Here is an 18,364-nt window from a genome sequence, read left to right as displayed (position 1 = left end):
CCACTGCCGCACCGGCCCGTTCCGGAAACCTTGTTACCTGTGTCGGGAGACAACGCCCGTCACCGGTAGTCGTCCTCGTCGAGCCGCACCTCGCGGCGCTGCTCGGCCACGTCGGCGGCGTTCGCGTCGTCGGGCATGGGGGCGCGCTCGGCGCGCCCGTCCTCCTCGTCGAGCGCCGCGCGCTGCTCGGCGGCGTCGGCCTCGTCGGCGCCGGCCTCCGCGGGCCGGTCCAGATCGTCGGTCTCGCTCATCTCGGGTCCTCCTCAGAAGTGCCGCCGCGCAGCCCGCCCGCCAGCTCCCGCAGCGGCGCCTCGACGGCCTCGCCGTAGGTCGGGAAGGCGTGGACGACGTCGGCGAGCAGGCTCAGCGGCGTCTCCGCGCGGATGGCCAGGGCGATCTCGCTCATCCACTCCTCGGCGTAGAGTCCGGCCGCGGCGGCGCCGACCAGCAGTCCGCGGGAGCGGTCGGCGTACAGTTCCACCCGGCCGCGCTCGTCGGCCTCCACCGACGCCCGCGCCGTCGCGGCGAGGTCGTACCCGGCGGTGAGGAGGTCTATGCGGAGTTCCGCCGCCCGCGTCGGCGACACCCCCACCGAGTAGACGGTCGGGGACGTGTAGACGACGCGGGGGATCGCGCGGTAGTCGGCCTCGCGGCGCCGCCCGAGGAGGTTCGACAGCACCACCCGCGCCTGGTAGCGGGCCGCGTGGGCGGTGCGTGCGATGCCCGTCACGTCGCCGGCCGCCCACACCCCCCCTGTGGCGGACGGCACCTGGCACGTCCCGTCCACGGGGATGCCCTCGCCCGGTGCGACGGCGACGCCGAGGCTCTCCAGCCCGAGGCCCTCGACGCGCGGACGGCGCCCGGCGGCGACGAGGACGCGGTCGGCGTCGAGCGTCCCGCCGTCCGACAGCCACAGCCGCACGCCGACGTCCTTGCGCTCGACGTTGCCGACCGCGGCGCCGAGCCGCAGGTCGACGCCCATCCGGCGGAGCGCGTCCGCCAGCACCTCGCCGGCGAACGGCGCCTCGGCGGTCAGCAGCCGCCCCGACGACTCGACGACAGCGACCTGCGACCCGAACGCCGCGTACACCTGCGCCAGCTCGCAGCCGACCGGCCCGCCGCCGAGGACGACCAGCCGGCGCGGCAGGTCGGGGACCGACAGCGCCTCCGCGCTCGTCCACAGCGGGACGTCCGCGAGCCCCTCGACGGGCGGGATCACCGGTTCGCTGCCGGTGCAGACGACGAGGTCGCCGAAGCCGTGGACGGCCCCGTCCACCTCGACGCGCCCGGGTTCGAGGACCCGGCCGCGGCCGCGCAGCACGGTCACGCCCTGCTCGGCCATCCGGGCGACGACCGGGTCGTCGCTCCGGTGCCCGGCCAGCTCGTCGCGCCGGGCGAGCGCCATCTCCCAGGTCTCGCCGCGCCGCGCCGACAGCAGCAGCGACTTGGACGGGACGCACGCGAAGTACGGCGACTCCCCGCCGACCAGCCTGCTCTCGACGAGCGCGACGTCCCGCCCGGCGCGGGCGAGACCGGCCGCGACCAGCTCTCCCGCCGTTCCCCCGCCCAGCACCACGGCGTCGTAGTGGTGGTTCTGCGACACTGATCTTCCTTCCGCCCCGTTCGGTGTCCCCGCGTCCATGGTGGCGGAATCCGATCCCGGAGAGTGCCGGTTCGAACACATAGGGCACTCGAATCTCGGGAAATGTCAGGGAAGCGGCTGTTGGTCCTCTAGAAGCGGCTTGAGGAGATCGCCGTGCTCGTCCACTCGGGCGAGGACCTCGGCCGGGGTGAACCTGAGGGCGGCCGGGTCCGCGCAGCGTCCGACCTCGTCCCACGTGACCGGGGTGGAGACGGACGGGCTGCTCGCCGCCCGCAGCGAGTACGGCGCGACGGTCGTCTTCGCGGGGTTGTTCTGGCTCCAGTCGACGAAGACCTTGCCGTTGCGCAGCCGTTTCTCCATCTTCGCGACGACCAGCTCGGAATGCTCCCTGGCGAGCCGCTCGGCGACGCCCTTGGCGAACTGCGACGTCCGCTCGGCCTCCGCGGGCTCCTTGATCGGGACGTACACGTGCAGGCCCTTCTTGCCGCTCGTCTTCGGGTACGAGGACAGGCCGTGCTCGTCGCCGAGCAGCTCCGCGAGCCGCCGCGCGACCTCGCACGCGTCCAGGATCGTCGCGGGCGGGCCCGGGTCGAGGTCGAAGACGACGAGGTCGGGAGCGTGCACCTTGCCGCGCGGCCCGATCCGCCACTGCGGGACGTGCAGTTCCAGCGCCGCGAGGTTCGCGCACCACACGAGCGTGGGCAGGTCGTCGACCACGATGTAGTCGAGCGTCTCCCGCCCGCGCGTGCTGCCGGGGCTCGGCACGGTCGCGGTGCGGACCCAGCCGGGGGTGTGGGACGGGGCGTTCTTCTCGAAGAACTTGCCGCCGTCGACGCCGTCCGGCCAGCGGATGCGGGTGGCGGCCCGGTCCTTCAGGTGCGGCAGCATCACGGGGGCGACGCGCGCGTAGTAGTCGATGACCTCGCCCTTGGTGAACTCCGGATAGAGGTTCTTGTCGAGGTTGGACAGCGACAACTGCCGCCCGTCCACCTCGACGCTGGTCCTGCTACTGCTCACTCGTGACCTCCAGGGGGTCCTTGTCGTCACGCAGGCCCCGCCAGGACGGGAAGCGGAGACGGCCCTCCCTGGTGCGGGCGCTGTAGGCGACCTCCCCGACGAGTTGCGGCTCAACCCATTGGGCGTCCCTGGCGAACTCGCGCGGTACGGCCTCGTCGTAGGGGCTGGTGGGACGACGCAGCGGCCACAGCGTTTCGTAGAGCTCGTCCAAGGCGCGATCGGTGAAGCCCGTACCGACATGGCCGACGAACCCGAGCATTCCCTTCACGTCGTACTCGCCGAGGAGGAGCGACCCCACCCCGCCTTCGCGCCGGCCCTTGCCGGGCTTCCAGCCGCAGACGATGACCTCGCGCGTCATGAAGTTCTTCACCTTGCGCCAGAAGTCGACGCGCCGGCCGGGACGGTACGGGGAGTCCAGGCGCTTGGCGAGGACGCCCTCCAGGTGCTGCTCGCGGGTGAAGGCGAGCAGTTCCTCCACCTGCTTGCCGTCGCCGCCGTGCAGGTACGGGGGCACCTCCACGGGGCCGCTTCCGGCCAGGTCCAGATCGGTCAGCAGCGCCCTGCGGTCGGCGTACGGCAGGTCGTACAGGATGTGCCCGTCCAGGAACAGGACGTCGAACACCACGTAACGGACGGGCACGAGGCGGATCAGCCTCGGGTCGGGGTGCTCCACGTGCATCCGGCGCTGGAGGCGCTCGAAGCTCGGCCGTCCCTCGTCGAAGGCGACGACCTCGCCGTCCAGGACGGCGTCGTGGTCCGGCAGCAGGTCGGCGAGGGCGGACAGCTCGGGGTACCGGCCGGTCACGTCGCCGCCGCGCCGCCCGCCCGCCCGGACGCCGTCCGCGGAGACGTGCGACAGGATGCGGACGCCGTCCCACTTCAACTCCAGGCCCCAGTGCTCGCCGTCGGAGGGGAGGTCCCCGGTGGCGGCCATCATCGGCTCAACGGGCCACGGCATGGTCATACCGGCGTCTTACCCGGCCACCGCCCCGCAGAAAAGGATCAAGGGCTCGTTCTGGCGCAAATCGCGCTGGGTTGCGACGCTAAGAGCGGGAACGTGCTGGGTAAGGACGGATCATGCGGAGTATCTGGAAGGGCGCGATCTCGTTCGGGCTGGTGACCATACCGGTGAAGCTCTATTCGGCGACCGAGCAGAGGGACGTCAGCTTCCACCAGGTGCACCGGGAGGACGGGGGCCGCATCAAGTACAAGCGGGTCTGCACGGTCGACGGCGAGGAGGTCCCCTACTCCGACATCGCCAAGGGCTACGAGCTCCCGACCGGCGAGACGGTCATCCTCACCGACGAGGACTTCGCCGACCTGCCCCTGTCGTCGAGCCGCCGGATCGACGTCCTGCGGTTCGTGGAGCAGGAGGAGGTCGACCCGATCTACTTCGCGAAGTCCTACTACCTGGAACCGGACGCGCAGGGCGCCAAGCCCTACGTGCTGCTCCGCGACGCGCTGGAGAACTCCGGGCAGGTCGCGGTCGTGAAGGTCGCGCTGCGGCAGCGCGAGTCGCTCGCCACGCTGCGCGTCCGCAACGGCGTCTTCGTGCTGGAGACGATGCTCTGGCCGGACGAGGTCCGCACCCCCGACTTCCCGTTCCTGGACGAGGACATCGAGGTCCGCAAGCAGGAGCTCTCGATGGCGACGTCCCTGATCGAGTCGATGGAGGGCGCGTTCGACCCGGCGGAGTACAAGGACGCCTACCGGGAGGCGCTCCAGGCGGTGATCGACGCCAAGGTCGAGGGCCGGGAGGTCGCGCGCCCGGCCGAGGAGGGCGCGGAGGAGCCCGCCGCCGACCTGCTCAGCGCGCTGCGCGCCAGCGTCGAGGCCGCCAAGAAGAGCCGCGGCGAGAAGGACGGCAAGGCGGCGTCCGGGAAGGGCGCGCCCGCCAAGAAGCCGGCCGCCCGCAAGACCGCGGCGAAGTCCGGGGCGAAGAAGGAGCCCGCGAAGAGCCGCAGCCGCAAGTCGGCCTGACCCGGCCCGTCGGCCCGGGACGGTCGGCCCGGGGCCCGGCTCAGTTGTCGCGGCGGGCGGTGAGGACGCGGCCGAGCAGCGCGGCCGCGCCGGACGGGTCGGCGCACGGCGCGATCCGCTCGCCCCACCCGTAGCAGTAGGCCCAGCCGCCGCCGGACCGTTCCGGGGCCGCGATGACGCTCTCGTTGATCCTGCGCATGTGCGGGTCGGCGACGAGCGCGGACGGGCGGCGGTCGTCGGGCGCGGCGACCTCGACCGTCCAGCCGGCGGCGCGCAGCGCGTCGGTCAGGCGCTCCAGATGCCCGAGCGCGGTGTCGGTGTCGGGGTCGGTGATCAGCCGCGTGGCCATGGTGCCTCCAAAGGGACGTCCCGTGATGGTGTCTTGGGGTCCGCCGGGCGCGATCCGTCGCGGTACGCGTCACGCGAGGTGGTGCCGGTGGAATGGCGTTCAGTCTCGCGCGGGGTGACGGGGACCACAAGCGGTTTCCGCGGATCGGCGGCCGGGACCTCACTGATTCCGTACCTGCGGTAGAGGCGGGCGAGCGGGCCGGGCGCCCACCAGTTCGCGCGGCCCATCAGCCGCATCATCGCGGGCACGAGGAGCGCCCGCACGACCGTCGCGTCCATCAGGATCGCGACCGCCATCCCGACGCCGACCATCTTGATGAACGTGATCCCGGACGTGGCGAACGCGCCGATCACGACGATGAACAGCAGCGCCGCGCTCGTGATGATCGAGCCGGTGCGCTCGACGCCCGCCGCCACCGCCGCGGTGTTCAGGCCGGTGCGGTCGTACTCCTCGCGGATCCGCGACAGCAGGAACACCTCGTAGTCCATCGAGATGCCGAACAGCATGACGAGCATCAGGATCGGCATCGCGGGCGCGATCGCGTCGATGGGCGTGAAGTCCAGCAGGCCGGACAGGTGGCCCTCCTGGAAGATCAGCACGACGAGGCCGAACGTGGCCGCCAGCGACAGCATGTTCATCACGATCGCCTTCAGCGGCAGGACCACCGACCCGAACGCCAGGAACAGCAGGACGAACGTCGCGCCCCCGACCAGGAGGGCGAGCCACGGCAGGGTGCCGCCGAGGCCGTCCAGTTCGTCCACGACGTCGGCGGTGGCTCCGCCGACGTGGACCTGCGCCCCCGGCGGCGCCGGGACGTCCCGGACCTTCTGGACGAGGTCGCGCGCCGTTTCCGAGTACGGCGCGGCGTCGTAGCGCAGCGCGAGCCGCGTGGTCGTGCCGCTGGCGCCGGTGACGGCGGCGTCGGCCGCACCGGGGAGTTCGGCCAGGCGGTCCCCGTACGCGCCGATCGCGGCCCGGTCGGACGTCCCGGTGACGACGGCGCTGATCGGGCTCGTGGCGTTGCGGGGGAACCGCGTCTCCATCGCCTCGGCGACGGCCCTGGCGTCGGTCCCGTCCGGCAGCGCGGCGGCGTCGACGCCGCCCCAGTTGATGCGCAGGAAGGGGCCGCCGAGCGCGACGAGCAGCGCCGTCGCCGCCACCGCGTAGACGAGCGGACGGCGCATCACGCTGTAGGCGATCCGTCCCCACCAGCCGCGGGACGCCCGGTGCCGCCGCCGCGCGGCCCGCCTCCGGACCGGCAGGGCGTTGACCTTCGGGCCGAGGACGGCGAGCAGCGCGGGCAGCACGGTCAGCGCGCCGAGCATGCACACGAAGACGGTCGCGATGCCGCCGTACCCCATGGAGACGAGGAAGTTCTGGTCGAAGAGCAGCAGCCCGGACAGCGATACCGCGACCGTGACGCCGGAGACGGCGACCGTGCGCCCGGCGGTGTTCATCGTCGCGGCCAGCGCGTCCTCGACGGGCCTGCCCCGCCGGAGCTCCTCCCGGAACCGGCTGACCATGAACAGCCCGTAGTCGATGGCCAGGCCGAGCCCGAGGAAGGTGGTGATGTTCACCGCGAAGATGGACACGTCGGTCAGGTGGGCGAGCGCGTGCAGCGCGGTGAACGAGCCCAGGATCGCGACGCCGCCGATCAGCAGCGGCAGGCTCGCGGCGACCAGCCCGCCGAAGATCAGCACGAGCAGCGCCAGCAGCAGCGGCATGGCGATGGCCTCGGCGCGCACGATGTCGGACGCGGCGCGGTCGTCGATGACGACGGAGGTGGCGACGTCCCCGCCCGCCTTCGCGGTGAGCCCGCCGCCGACCTCGGTCAGCTCGCCCTCGACCGCCCGGTAGGCGTCCGCCCGCGCGGCGTCGTCGGCGCCGGCGAGTTCGAGGACGGCGTAGGTGGACGTGCGGTCCCCGCTGACGTACTGGGGCTCGCCGGTCGTCCAGTACGTCGCGGCGCCGGCGACCTGCCCGGACGGCAGCGCGGCCAGCGCCCGCTCGACCGACGCCCGGTAGGACGGGTCGTCGACGGTGGTCTCGCCCTGGTAGAGGATCACGACGTCGGCCGCGTCCCGGCCGAGGGCCTGCTCGGCGATCTTCGCGGCCTTCGCGCCCTCGCTGCCGGGCGTCTCGAAGCCGCCGGCCGAGCTGAGCGCGCCGAAGACGCCCGTCCCCCACACGCCGGCGAAGACGAGTGCCGCTCCGGCGACCGCGAGGACCCACCGGCGCCGCCGGTGGACCCACCGGCCCCATCGATCGAACATCCGCCGTCCCCCGCCCGCCGCGACCCCCGGTGCTCCTGTGAAGCAGGGTAAAAGACGATTTGTACTGTTTTGGCACTATTCAACTGGTTTCGACGGCCGGCGGCACGCGCCGCCGGCCGTCGAACGCCCCGCTCAGGCCACCGGCTCCAGCCGGGACCGCGGAGTCTCGGGGGAGTCGCCCTCCCGGATGCCGTACTTGCCGTAGAGCCGTGCCAGCGGGCCCGGAGCCCACCAGTTCGCGCGTCCCATCAGCCGCATCGCCGCCGGCACGAGCAGCGCCCGCACGATGGTCGCGTCCACCAGGATCGCGATGGCCATCCCCACGCCGGTCATCTTGATGAAGGTGATCCCGGACGTCGCGAACGCGCCGATCACGATGATGAACAGCACCGCCGCACTGGTGATGATGGATCCGGTGCGCTGCACTCCGGCGGCGACGGCCGCGGTGTTGGACCCGGTCAGGTCGTAGTGCTCGCGGACCCGCGACAGCAGGAACACCTCGTAGTCCATCGAGATCCCGAACAGCATCGCCAGCATCAGGATCGGCATCGCCGGGGAGATCGAGCCCGTCGCGGTGAAGTCCAGCAGGCCGGACAGGTGGCCGTCCTGGAAGATCAGCACGACCGCGCCGAACGTGGCCGACAGCGACAGCGTGTTCATCACGATCGCCTTCAGCGGCAGGAGCACCGAGCCGAACGCGAGGAACAGCAGGACGAACGTCGCCCCGCCCACCAGCACGGCGAGCCACGGCAGCGTCGACCCGATGCTGTCGAGCTGGTCGACGACGTCGGCGGTCATGCCCCCGACGTGGACCTCCGCGCCGGGCGGCGCCGGGACGTCCCGGACCTTCTGGACGAGGTCGCGCGCGGCCCCGGAGTTGGGATCGGCGTCGTAGCGGAGCGAGATCCGCGTGGTCGCGCCCTCGGCACCGGTCACCGCCGCGTCCGTCACGCCGGGCACCGCCGCCAGGCGGTCCCCGTACGCCTGGATCACGGCCCGGTCGGACGTCCCCGTCACCACGGCCTCGATCGGGCTCGTGGCGTTGCGGGGGAACTGCGTCTCCAGCGCCTCGGCCACGACCCGCGCCTCGGCGCCGTCCGGCAGGACCTTGGCGTCGACCCCGCCCCAGTTGATGCGCAGGAACGGCCCGCCGAGCGCGAGGAGCAGCGCCACCGTGGCGACGAGGTAGACCACCGGACGGCGCATGACGCTGTGCGCGAGCCGCCCCCACCAGACGCCGGCCCGATCCCCGGACGGGCGGCGGCGCCGCACGGGCAGGGCGTTGACCTTCGGGCCGAGGACGCCGAGCAGCGCGGGCAGCACGGTCAGCGCGGCCACCATGCACACGAACACGGTCGCGATGCCGCCGTAGCCCATCGAGACGAGGAAGTTCTGGTCGAAGAGCAGCAGCCCGGACAGCGACACCGCCACCGTGACCCCGGACACCGCGACCGTGCGCCCGGCCGTGGCCATGGTCGCGGCCAGCGCGTCCTCGACGGGCCTGCCCCGCCCGATCTCCTCCCGGAACCGGCTCACCACGAACAGCCCGTAGTCGATCGCCAGCCCGAGCCCGAGGAACGTGGTGATGTTCACCGCGAAGATGGACACGTCGGTCACGTACGTCAGCGCGTGCAGCGCGGTGAACGACCCGAGGATCGCGACGCCGCCGATCAGCAGCGGCAGGCTCGCCGACACCAGGCCGCCGAAGATCACCACCAGCAGCAGGAGCAGGATCGGCATCGCCATGCCCTCGGCCCGCCCGATGTCGGACGAGACCCGCTCGTTGATCGCGGTCTCGGTGCCGACCGACCCGCCGACCCGGGCGGTGAGCCCGCCGCCCGCCTCGGCCAGGTCGTCCTCGATCGCCTCGTAGGCGTCCTGCCGGGCCGCGGCGTCGGCGCCGGCGAGTTCCAGGACGGCGTAGGTCGCCGTCCGGTCCGCGCTGACGAACTGCGGCGACTCGGTCGTCCAGAACGTGGCGGTCGAGGCGATCTTGTCCTGCGGGAGCGCGGCCAGCGCCCGCTCGACCGACGCCCGGAAGGCCGGGTCGTCCACCGTGGTCCGCCCCTGATAAAGGACCACGACGTCCGCCTCGTCCCGGCCGAGATCCCGCTCGGCGATCTGCGCCGCCTTCGCGCTCTCGCTGCCCGGCGTGTCGAAGCCGCCGGCCGAGGTCAGCGCGCCGAAGACGCCCGTCCCCCACACGCCGGCGAAGACCAGTGCCGCTCCGGCCACCGCGAGGACCCACCGCCTGCGCCGGTGGACCCACCGCCCCCAACGATCGAACATGACCAGTTCCCCTGTCTCGCTTAGCCCGTTCAGGCCAGTGAACGATGTAAACTGCGAACAGCGTTAACTTCGCATACGGCGTTAGCTTCCGTCAAGGGTGTTCTTGCGGAATCATGCGAGGCGAGGCCCGGACCTGGCCGGGCCTCGGGAAAAGAGGGCGGCGTAGTGGAAACACGGCGTGATCGGCTGCGCGCCGCGACGGTCAGGGAGATCTCCGAGACCGCCCGGCGGATCCTCGTCGCGGACGGCCACGAGGCGGTGACGCTGCGGGCGATCGCCCGCGAGATGGGCATGACCGCGCCCGCGCTCTACCGCTACTTCGGCAGCCACGGCGAGCTGCTGCGGCACCTGGTCGGCGACCTGTTCACCGAGCTCACCGGCGAGCTGCACACGGCGCTGGGGCGCGTGCCGCAGGGCGACATGAGCGGCAAGTTCCTGGCGGTGTCCCGCCAGTTCCGCAGCTGGGCGCTCGGGCATCCCCGCGAGTACGCCCTGCTGTTCGGCGCCCCCGTGCGCGGCGCCGGCCACCAGGAGGAGGTCGACTTCGCCGAGGACCGCGCCCGCAAGTTCGGCTGGACGTTCATGTCGCTCTTCCTGGAGCTGTGGAACAAGAGGCCGTTCCCCATCCCGGCGGACGACGAGATCGACCCCGTCCTGCGCAAGCAGCTCGGCCGCTACCGCGACGCCGTCCTCGGCGTCGACCTGCCGCTCGGCGTCATCCAGCAGTTCCTCAAGTGCTGGATCAGGCTCCAGGGCGGCGTCAGCCTGGAGGTCTTCGGCCACCTGGAGTTCGCGCTGGAGGACGCCGCCCCCATGTTCGAGCTGATGCTCGCCGAGGTCGCCGCGGACCTCGACCTCGTCTACGCCCCGCCCCCGGCGTCCTGAGGGGCGGCGTCCCGGCATCCCAGGTGCTCAGGCCCATTGCCATCGCGCCCGCGGGCATGATTGATTATGGTCCTGCTTTGGAAACGCTGTTTCTCTCATTGAAACACAGGGGGACGGGACCACGATGAGCGCCGCCCCACCGACCCCGTCCGCCGCGTCCGCCCGCATCGTCGCGTTCCCCGGGCGCCCGCCGGTCGCCTTCGACCCCGCGCGGGCCGCCCCGTTCGGCTGGCGGCCCGCGGTCTGCATCGCGCTCGTCGCGCTGATCGACCGGGTCGAGGCCAACCTGATGGCCGGGGCGCTGCCCCGGATCCAGGAGGAGTTCGGCTTCTCCGACACCGCCGGAGGCGCCATCGCCACCGCCGCCGCCGTGGCCGGGGTGGTGCTGCTGATCCCGGCCGGACGGCTCGCCGACCGCACCCGGCGGACCTGGACGATCGCCGCCGTCGTCGCGGTCTGGTCGCTGCTGACCGTCGGCAGCGGGCTGGCCCAGTCGTACGCGGCGCTGTTCGCCGTCCGGGTCTTCCTCGGCGGCGCGGGCCTGCTCTACAACCCGTCCGGGTCCAGCCTGATCGCCGACTACTACCCCGGCTCCGGACGCGCCCGAGCGTTCGGGCTGGAGCGCTTCGCCTACTACTCCGGGCTCCCTCTCGGGATCATGGTGGGCGGCGCGCTGGCCCAGGCGTTCGGCTGGCGGACGATGTTCTTCCTGGTCGCCGTCCCGGGCGTGGTCGTCGCGCTGCTCTGCCTCACCGTCCGGGAGCCCGTGCGCGGGCTGGGCGACCGCATCGAGGCCATGCGCTCCGGCGCGGCGCCGGCCGACGCCGAACCGTCCGACGCCGAACCGTCCGACGCGGTCCCGGCCAAGGCGGCGCCGGAGCCGCTGGGCGCGCAGCTGCGGGCCCTGCTGGCGATCCGGACGCTGCGTTCGGTCGTCCTGGGGCTGACGATCCTCTTCTTCGGCCTCGGCGGGCTCTTCTTCTGGATGCCCAGCTACTACCAGCGCGCGTACGACCTCGCCGAGGGCCCCGCGGCGGCCATCGCGGGAGGCGTGGGGCTGGCCGGGATGGTCGTCGGCACCCTGCTCGGGAGCCGCTACGGGGACCGGCGGCACGGCCGGTCGCCCGGCTGGCGCGTCCACTTCGGCGCGATCGGCCTGGCGGTGGGCACGACGGGGCTGGCGGGCGCGGTCCTGATCCCGGCGCTGCCCGCGCAGGTCGCGTTCTACTGCCTCGCCAACATCGGGTTCTCGATCGCCATCCCGACCCTCACGGCCGCCAGCGCGGACATCGTCAGCGCGGACCGCCGCGGGCTGGGGTTCGCGGTGCTGCAGTTCCTGATCACGCTGGGCGGGGCGGCCGGGCCACTGCTGGTGGGCGCCGCCTCCGACCTGACCGGCTCGCTGCGCGGCGCCTTCACGGTGCTGCTGCTCCCGCTGCTGGCCGGGACCCTCGTCACCTTCGGCGGCCGCCGCCACTACGACGCCGACGCAGCCCGCGCCCTCGCCTCCAGGCCGGGCGCGTGAAGGCCCCCGGACCCTGAGCGGGTTCGGGGGCCTTCACCTGGGACGCGTCAGTAGGACGGCTGGCTCGGGTCGATCTGGTTCACCCACGCCAGGACGCCGCCGCCGACGTGGACGGCGTCACTGAAACCGGCGCTCTTCACGACGGCCAGCGCCTCGGCGGAGCGGACGCCCGACTTGCAGTGCAGGACGATCTTCTTGTCCTGCGGCAGGCGCTCCAGCGCGGAGCCGTTCAGGAACTCGCCCTTCGGGATCAGCGTCGCGCCCGGGATCGAGACGATCTCGTACTCGTTGGGCTCGCGGACGTCCACGAGGAAGATGTCGTCGTTCCGGTCCTGCATGGCCTTGAGGTCGAGGACGGTGATCGTCGAGTCCTTGGCGGCCTCGGTGGCCTCCTCGGACACCGCGCCGCAGAACGCCTCGTAGTCTTCGAGCAGCTCCGTCTGCGTCGGGTTCTTGCCGCACAGCGGGCACTCGGGGTCCTTGCGGACCTTGACCGAGCGGTAGGTCATCTCCAGCGCGTCGTAGATCATCAGCCGGCCGACGATCGGCTCGCCGATGCCGGTCAGCAGCTTGATGGCCTCGTTCACCTGGATGGACCCGATGGACGAGCACAGCACGCCGAGCACCCCGCCCTCGGCGCAGGACGGCACCATGCCGGGCGGCGGCGGCTCGGGGTAGAGGCAGCGGTAGCAGGGGCCGTACTCGGCCCAGAACACCGACGCCTGGCCGTCGAACCGGTAGATCGACCCCCACACGTACGGCTTGCCGAGCAGGACCGCCGCGTCGTTCACCATGTAGCGGGTGGCGAAGTTGTCGGTCCCGTCCACGATCAGGTCGTACTGGGAGAAGATCTCCACGATGTTGTCGCGGTCGAGCGCGGTGTTGTGCACGACCACGTCGATCAGCGGGTTGATGTCGCGGACCGTCGCGGCGGCCGACTCGACCTTCGGCTTGCCGAGGGACGACTGCCGGTGGATGATCTGCCGCTGCAGGTTGGACTCGTCCACGACGTCGAAGTCGATGACGCCGAGGGTGCCCACCCCGGCGGCGGCGAGGTAGAGCAGGGCGGGGGAACCGAGCCCGCCGGCGCCCACGACCAGAACCCTGGAGTTCTTGAGGCGCTTCTGCCCGGACATGCCCACGTCGGGGATGATCAGATGCCGCGAGTAGCGGTTGACCTCGTCGCGGGTGAGCTCCGCTGCGGGCTCGACCAGAGGTGGCAACGACACGGTGGGTGCTCCTGTGCTGACGCTCGGCTGTGAGTGAGGGCAGGACGTCGCTGTCCTCTCCCGGCACAACCTTGCCACGTCCCGCGGCATTCCCCCCAGCCGGGCGTCCGCCGCGGCGTGCATGGTCCGGGGCTCAGCGGGCATGGTCCGGGGCTCGCAGGACCTCGCAATCGGACCGAAGGAGGAGCCATGAGCTTCCTCGACAAGCTCAAGAACAAGACGCAGCAGGCCATGGGACGGGGCAAGGAGGAGGCCGGACGGCAGTCCGGCGACCCCCGGCTGGAGTCGGAGGGCCGCCGGGACCGCGCGGCCGGCGGCGCCAAGCAGGTCGGCGAGAAGGCCAAGGACGCCGTCAAGGAGACCCGCCGCACGTTCGACTCCTGACGCCCGCGGCCGCCGTCCGGGAGACCCGCCGGGTCTGCGGGCCCCGGGGGCGGCGGCCGGGAGGCGGCGGGGCGCGGGGAGGAGGGCCGCCTTACCCGGTTGCCAGCGCGGAATGTCGTGAAGCACAGTTAATCTTGACTGTTGTGGCATTCCTGCCCCCCTCCCAGCAGCCGCCCCCGCCGCGGCCTTCCCGCGCGAGCCCGCCCGGACCCCCGTACGCGCGACCGCCCTACGCGGGTCCGCCCGGGCCTCCGCCCCCGGGGCCGCCGAGGCCCTGGCCGATGGGAGGGCCGCCGCCGCGCCCGACGGTGCTGGGGCTGACCGGGCGGCAGTGGATGCTCGCGGCCCTCGTCGTCGGCTGCTGCTACCTCGTCACCACCGGGATCGCGATGACCGGCGCCTGGACGACGTTCAACCGCGCGCCCACCACCGCCGAACTCGAAGTGGCGGCGAACAAGGAGGTCGCGCGCCGCTGGCAGGCGTGGCCCGCGAGCCGCGTCTTCCCCGAGCGGGTCCCGTACCGGCCGGGCGGCGACCACAGCGAGTACGCCGCGCGGACGGGCATCGTCCCCGACGCCGGCTGCGCCCAGGCCGTCGACGAGGAGCTCATGGCGACGCTCGCCAAGTACGGCTGCCGGGCCGTCCTGCGCGCCACCTACGTCGACCAGCTGCAGGGCGTCGTCGTCACCGTCGGCGTCGTCGCGTTCCCCGACCCGTGGAAGGCCGACCGCGCGTACAAGGAGCTGCCGGGCTCGAAGGGCCCGGACGGGGGGTCGGGCACCGTGGAGCCCGCGCTGCACGCCGCCGGGTTCCCGGGGACGGCGTCCGCGCGGTTCACCGACGAGGCCCGGCAGGACCGGACGATCGACCGCGGCGGCCCGTACGTCGTGCTGACCACGTCCGGCCAGGCGGACGGCCGTCCCGCGTCCGCCATCAAGAAGGACCGGCCGGGCGTGCCGTTCACCGTTGCGCCGCAGATCGGCCACTCGATCGCGCGGTCGCTGGCGGCCAAGTCCCTGCCCGACTGCGACGACCCGGAGTGGCAGTGCTGACCCGCGCAGCCCGCGCGGTGCCGACCCGGGCGGGGGCGCGTGCGGGCGCCGTCCTGCTGGCGGGGGCGGTGGCCGGGAGCTGGCTGGCGCCCGTCCCGGCGCACGCCGACCTCGTCCGCGACAGGCAGCGGCCCATCCTGGAGCTGCTCGGCATGGCCGCCGCCTGGAAGATCACCAAGGGCGCGGGGGTGACGGTCGCGGTCGTCGACTCCGGCGTCGACCCGAGCCAGCCCGACCTGCGCGGCAAGGTCGCCACCGGGCCCAACATGATCGAGTCGGTCGACGTCGGGAGGCCCGCGCGGCTGCACGGCACCGGGATGGCGTCGCTGATCGCCGGGCAGGGCCACGGCGCGGGCCGCCGCTCCGGGATCGTCGGGATGGCCCCGAAGGCGCGCATCCTCGCCGTCCGCGCGATCAGCGAGCCGGAGGACGCCGGCTACGCCCGATACCAGCGGTCCGAGCAGGCCAGGACGTCGGTGGCGCGCGGCATCCGGTGGGCCGCCGACCACGGCGCCGACGTCATCAACCTCTCCCTCGGCCGCGAGAAGGAGGCGCCGGACGAGCGCGAGGCCGTCGGCTACGCCATCGGCAAGGGCATCGTGGTGGTGTCGGCGGTCGGCAACGACGGCGACAAGCAGCGGCTGCTGGACGAGGACGGTTTCGCGCCGTACTCCTACCCGGCGTCCTATCCCGGCGTCATCGCCGTCGCGGCCACCATGCCCGGCCACGAGCGCGCGCCGTTCTCCAACCGCAACTACTCGGTGGTGGTGTCCGCGCCCGGCGTCGGCCTGCCCGTCGCGGCCCCCGGCGGCGTGTACGGCCTCAGCGACGGCACCAGCGACGCCACCGCGATCGTCTCCGGGATCGCCGCGCTGATCCGCGCGAAGCACCCGCGCATGGCGCCGGCGCTGGTGTCGCAGGCGCTCGTCCAGAGCACCCGGAACGGCCCGAAGGGCGGCTACGACCCGGAGATCGGGTTCGGCGAGGTGCACGCGGACCGCGCGCTGGCGGCGGCGCTCTCGATCGCGTCGGCCCGTCCGGGGCCCGCCAAGGGCAAGCCCGCCGGGCAGCGGTTCGGCGCGGACGACCCGGGACCGGTCAAGGTCATCGACCATCCCGCCTGGGTCGGCTGGACGGTCGTCGCGATCCTGGTCCTCGGCGTCGGCGGGACGATCGGGGGCGGCGCGGTCTCCCTCGCGTTCCGGCGCCGCCACCCCCGGCCCGCCGACGGCCCGGCCCCGGGACCGCCCCCGTCCCCCGGCGCGCCGTACCGGCCGCCACCGCCGCCGCGCCCGCCCTACATCGCGCCCAGTCCGCCGGGGCCGCACGGACCACCGGGCTCCCCGGGACCGCAGGGACCGCCGGGCGGACCGTCGTTCGCGCCCCCGTCCTGACCCCGGTTCGGCTACGCTCCGCCTCGTGGCGCGCGCCGAGATCACCGACCCCGGCACCGGGCCGGAACCGGCCTGCGGCGATCCGTCCGACGGGTGGCGGGTGTCGCGCCGGACGGCCGCGCTCGTCGCGGCGTCCGCGTGCGCGACGGTCCTCGTCGTCGCCGGGGTGCGGCTGTCGGCGGAGCTGACTCGCGGCCCGACGCCGGCCGAGCGGGCCGCGGCGACGGCGGCGGAGCTGTCCGGCCGGTACCGCACCTGGCCCGCCGGGCGCGTCTTCCCCGCCGAGCTCCCGTACACGCTCGGCCAGTCGTCCCCGGAGACGGCCCGCCGGGTCGGGATCGGCACCGACACCCGCTGCGAGACGGCCGCCGACGACCCGCTCGCCGGCTCCCTCACCGCCCGCGGCTGCCGCGCCGTGCTCCGCGCCACCTACCTCGACCAGGCGCAGGGGCTCGCGGTGACGGTCGGCGTGGCGGTGTTCCCGGACGAGCGGTCGGCGCGGGAGGCGGTCGCGTGGTTCCCGGACGGCGCGCCCCGGCCCGGCCTGCGGGCGCTGCCGTTCGCGGGCTCGGTGGCCGCGCGGTTCGGCGACGCGGCCCGGCAGGCGTCCGCCGCCGCCCAGCGCGGCCCCTACGTGGTCGCGGCGACGGCCGGATACGCCGACGGGCGGCCCGCGCTGCGCGGCGCGCAGGCCGACCCGGCCGAACTCGCGCCGCAGCTGGCGCGCGGCGTCCTGCGCCCGCTGGCCGCGCCCGCGAAGGTCCGCTGCGGCGACCGGGAGTGGCGGTGCTGAGACGCGTCACCGCCGCGCTGGCCGTCCTGGTGCTCGCGCTCGGCGCGCTCCCGGCCCCCGCCCGGGCCGACCAGGTGCGGGACGCGGTCATGCCCGTCCTGGAGTCGCTGAACGTGCCGCGCGCGTGGACGGTGACGAAGGGCGGGGGCGTGACCGTGGCCGTCCTCGACTCGGGGGTGGACGCCGGCCAGGCCGACCTGGCGGGGTCGGTCACCGCGGGCCCCGACCTCACCCGCGGCGCCGGGCCGGCGGGGGCCGTGCCGAAGCGGCTGCACGGCACCAACATGGCGTCCATCATCGCCGGTCACGGGCACGGTCCCGGCGGCGCGCTGGGGATGGTCGGCGTCGCGCCCGAGGCCCGGCTGCTGTCCCTGCGGGTGATCCTGGAACGTGACGAACCGGGCTTCGCGGAGTTCACCGGCGCCGAGCGCTTCGCCGGGACGATCGCGGAGGGCGTCCGGTACGCGGTCGACCACGGCGCCGACGTGATCAACCTGTCGCTGGGCCGGTCGTACCCGACGCCGCGCGAGCGGGAGGCCGTCGCGTACGCGATCCGCCGCAACGTCGTCGTGGTCGCGGCGGCGGGCAACGGCGGGGCCGAGGGCGTGCCGGGGGGCGCGGGCGGCCGTCCGCCCGCGTCGGGGGAGCGCGGAGCGGACCGGACGGCCGGGCGCGGCGCAGGCACCCGGTACTCCTATCCGGCGTCGTTCCCCGGCGTGATCTCCGTCGCCGCCGTGGACGCGGCGGGGCGGCACGCCGGGTTCTCCAACCGCAACTCCGGCGTCGTCGTGTCCGCGCCCGGCGTGCAGATCATCGGTGCCGGCCCGGACGGCGGGTACTGGATCGGGGACGGCACGAGCCCCGCGACCGCGTTCGTCTCCGGCGTCGCCGCGCTGATCAGGTCGCGGCACCCGGGCCTCGCGCCGGCGCTGGTCTCGCAGGCGATCGTGGCGAGCACCCGGAGCCGCCCGGCGCGCGGCTACGACCGCGCGGTCGGGTTCGGGCGGGTCGACGCCGCCGCCGCGCTGGCCGCGTCCGACGCCCTCGCGGGCGCCCGGATGAGCGGCGCCGGGCTGCCGGCCGGCCGCCGGTTCGCGGACGAGCCCGTCCGCCCGGTCCCGGTGGTGCGCCGTTCGGGCGGGCTCGTCTTCGCCTACGCGCTGATCTGCGCGCTGGCCCTGGCCGGCCTCGCGGGCGCGGCCGTGTTCCTGCGCGGAGCCCCGCGGGATCCGGGCGAGCGCGATCCGGGAGAATCGTCGGATGTGGTCCGAACCTGACGAGTACGCCGAGGCGGTGCTGGACGCGGTGGAGCGCATCCCGCCGGGCCGGGTCCTGTCCTACGGCGACGTCGCCGAGCTGGTCGGGCGGGGCGGTCCCCGGCAGGTCGGGCGCGTCATGTCGCTGTACGGGGGCGCCGTCCCGTGGTGGCGGGTGCTCCGCGCGGACGGCAGCCCGCCGCAGTGCCACGAGATGCGCGCGCACGAGCACTACCGCGCCGAGGGGACCCCGCTCCGTCCCGGCGGCCGCCGCGTCGACATGGCCAAGGCCCGCTGGTCAGGACCCTCCTGAGACATCGCCGCCGCGGGAGTGC

General features: G+C 73.9%; 17 protein-coding genes. 9 read left to right on the top strand and 8 right to left on the bottom strand.

Annotated elements, in window-relative coordinates:
* Positions 1-59: 59 nt before the first annotated feature.
* From ACA511_RS30730 to ligD (ACA511_RS30715), 4 genes are all read right to left on the bottom strand, one after another.
* On the bottom strand, positions 60-251 hold the full coding sequence (locus ACA511_RS30730; RefSeq protein WP_375028159.1) for a hypothetical protein: 192 nt from the start codon (positions 249-251) through the stop codon (positions 60-62).
* Positions 248-1,603, bottom strand: a complete 1,356-nt coding sequence (locus ACA511_RS30725; RefSeq protein WP_375028158.1) for a dihydrolipoyl dehydrogenase family protein — start codon at positions 1,601-1,603, stop codon at positions 248-250. The genes ACA511_RS30730 and ACA511_RS30725 overlap by 4 nt, the downstream gene beginning before the upstream one ends.
* Before the next feature lie 105 nt (positions 1,604-1,708).
* Positions 1,709-2,620: a non-homologous end-joining DNA ligase gene (gene ligD, locus ACA511_RS30720; RefSeq protein WP_375028157.1), complete on the bottom strand. Its 912-nt coding sequence runs from the start codon at positions 2,618-2,620 to the stop codon at positions 1,709-1,711.
* Positions 2,610-3,584 carry a non-homologous end-joining DNA ligase gene (ligD, locus tag ACA511_RS30715; protein WP_375028156.1) on the bottom strand — a complete coding sequence of 325 codons (975 nt, stop codon included), beginning with the start codon at positions 3,582-3,584 and terminating at the stop codon, positions 2,610-2,612. The genes ligD (ACA511_RS30720) and ligD (ACA511_RS30715) overlap by 11 nt, the downstream gene beginning before the upstream one ends.
* 113 nt (positions 3,585-3,697) lie before the next feature.
* Here ligD (ACA511_RS30715) and ACA511_RS30710 point away from each other — a divergent pair, with 113 nt between their 5' ends.
* Complete coding sequence (locus ACA511_RS30710; RefSeq protein WP_375028155.1) at positions 3,698-4,600, top strand: Ku protein; 903 nt, start codon at positions 3,698-3,700, stop codon at positions 4,598-4,600.
* A 40-nt stretch (positions 4,601-4,640) separates the two neighbouring features.
* Here the strand turns inward: ACA511_RS30710 and ACA511_RS30705 are convergent, their stop codons facing one another.
* The 3 genes from ACA511_RS30705 to ACA511_RS30695 all read right to left on the bottom strand — a co-directional run bounded on the left by ACA511_RS30705 (position 4,641) and on the right by ACA511_RS30695 (position 9,511).
* On the bottom strand, positions 4,641-4,949 hold the full coding sequence (locus ACA511_RS30705) for a hypothetical protein (protein ID WP_375028154.1): 309 nt from the start codon (positions 4,947-4,949) through the stop codon (positions 4,641-4,643).
* Complete coding sequence (locus ACA511_RS30700) at positions 4,934-7,222, bottom strand: MMPL family transporter (RefSeq protein WP_375028153.1); 2,289 nt, start codon at positions 7,220-7,222, stop codon at positions 4,934-4,936. The genes ACA511_RS30705 and ACA511_RS30700 overlap by 16 nt, the downstream gene beginning before the upstream one ends.
* Before the next feature lie 132 nt (positions 7,223-7,354).
* The gene (locus ACA511_RS30695; protein ID WP_375028152.1) at positions 7,355-9,511 is read right to left on the bottom strand and encodes an MMPL family transporter; all 2,157 of its coding nucleotides are present in this window, start codon (positions 9,509-9,511) and stop codon (positions 7,355-7,357) included.
* Between the two features lie 165 nt (positions 9,512-9,676).
* Between ACA511_RS30695 and ACA511_RS30690 the strand changes: the two genes are divergently transcribed.
* Both ACA511_RS30690 and ACA511_RS30685 read left to right on the top strand, forming a co-directional pair.
* Positions 9,677-10,396 (top strand): TetR/AcrR family transcriptional regulator, encoded by a 720-nt coding sequence (locus ACA511_RS30690; protein WP_375028151.1) that lies wholly within the window; start codon positions 9,677-9,679, stop codon positions 10,394-10,396.
* A gap of 124 nt (positions 10,397-10,520) precedes the next feature.
* A complete protein-coding gene (locus tag ACA511_RS30685; protein ID WP_375028150.1) occupies positions 10,521-11,921 on the top strand; it encodes an MFS transporter in 1,401 nt (466 codons plus the stop codon).
* 47 nt (positions 11,922-11,968) lie between these two features.
* Here the strand turns inward: ACA511_RS30685 and moeZ are convergent, their stop codons facing one another.
* Complete coding sequence (gene moeZ, locus ACA511_RS30680; protein ID WP_375028149.1) at positions 11,969-13,150, bottom strand: adenylyltransferase/sulfurtransferase MoeZ; 1,182 nt, start codon at positions 13,148-13,150, stop codon at positions 11,969-11,971.
* A gap of 189 nt (positions 13,151-13,339) precedes the next feature.
* On the opposite strand from moeZ, the gene ACA511_RS30675 reads away from it, so the two are divergent.
* The 6 genes from ACA511_RS30675 (at position 13,340) to ACA511_RS30650 (ending at position 18,342) form a co-directional block, all read left to right on the top strand.
* Entirely contained in the window at positions 13,340-13,534 is a 195-nt protein-coding gene (locus ACA511_RS30675; protein ID WP_375028148.1) for a CsbD family protein, read from the top strand.
* 281 nt (positions 13,535-13,815) lie between these two features.
* Positions 13,816-14,586 (top strand): hypothetical protein, encoded by a 771-nt coding sequence (locus ACA511_RS30670; RefSeq protein ID WP_375028147.1) that lies wholly within the window; start codon positions 13,816-13,818, stop codon positions 14,584-14,586.
* Positions 14,580-15,980 carry a S8 family serine peptidase gene (locus ACA511_RS30665; protein ID WP_375028146.1) on the top strand — a complete coding sequence of 467 codons (1,401 nt, stop codon included), beginning with the start codon at positions 14,580-14,582 and terminating at the stop codon, positions 15,978-15,980. Before ACA511_RS30670 ends, ACA511_RS30665 begins: the two co-directional genes overlap by 7 nt.
* Before the next feature lie 25 nt (positions 15,981-16,005).
* The gene (locus ACA511_RS30660) at positions 16,006-16,773 is read left to right on the top strand and encodes a hypothetical protein (protein WP_375028145.1); all 768 of its coding nucleotides are present in this window, start codon (positions 16,006-16,008) and stop codon (positions 16,771-16,773) included.
* Entirely contained in the window at positions 16,767-18,050 is a 1,284-nt protein-coding gene (locus ACA511_RS30655; protein WP_375028143.1) for a S8 family serine peptidase, read from the top strand. The genes ACA511_RS30660 and ACA511_RS30655 overlap by 7 nt, the downstream gene beginning before the upstream one ends.
* A complete protein-coding gene (locus tag ACA511_RS30650; protein ID WP_375028142.1) occupies positions 18,034-18,342 on the top strand; it encodes an MGMT family protein in 309 nt (102 codons plus the stop codon). The genes ACA511_RS30655 and ACA511_RS30650 overlap by 17 nt, the downstream gene beginning before the upstream one ends.
* The last annotated feature ends 22 nt before the right edge of the window (positions 18,343-18,364 follow it).

Source organism: Actinomadura sp. GTD37 (assembly GCF_041951365.1).
Taxonomy (GTDB): domain Bacteria; phylum Actinomycetota; class Actinomycetes; order Streptosporangiales; family Streptosporangiaceae; genus Spirillospora.
This window is presented reverse-complemented; position numbering and strand designations above follow the sequence as displayed.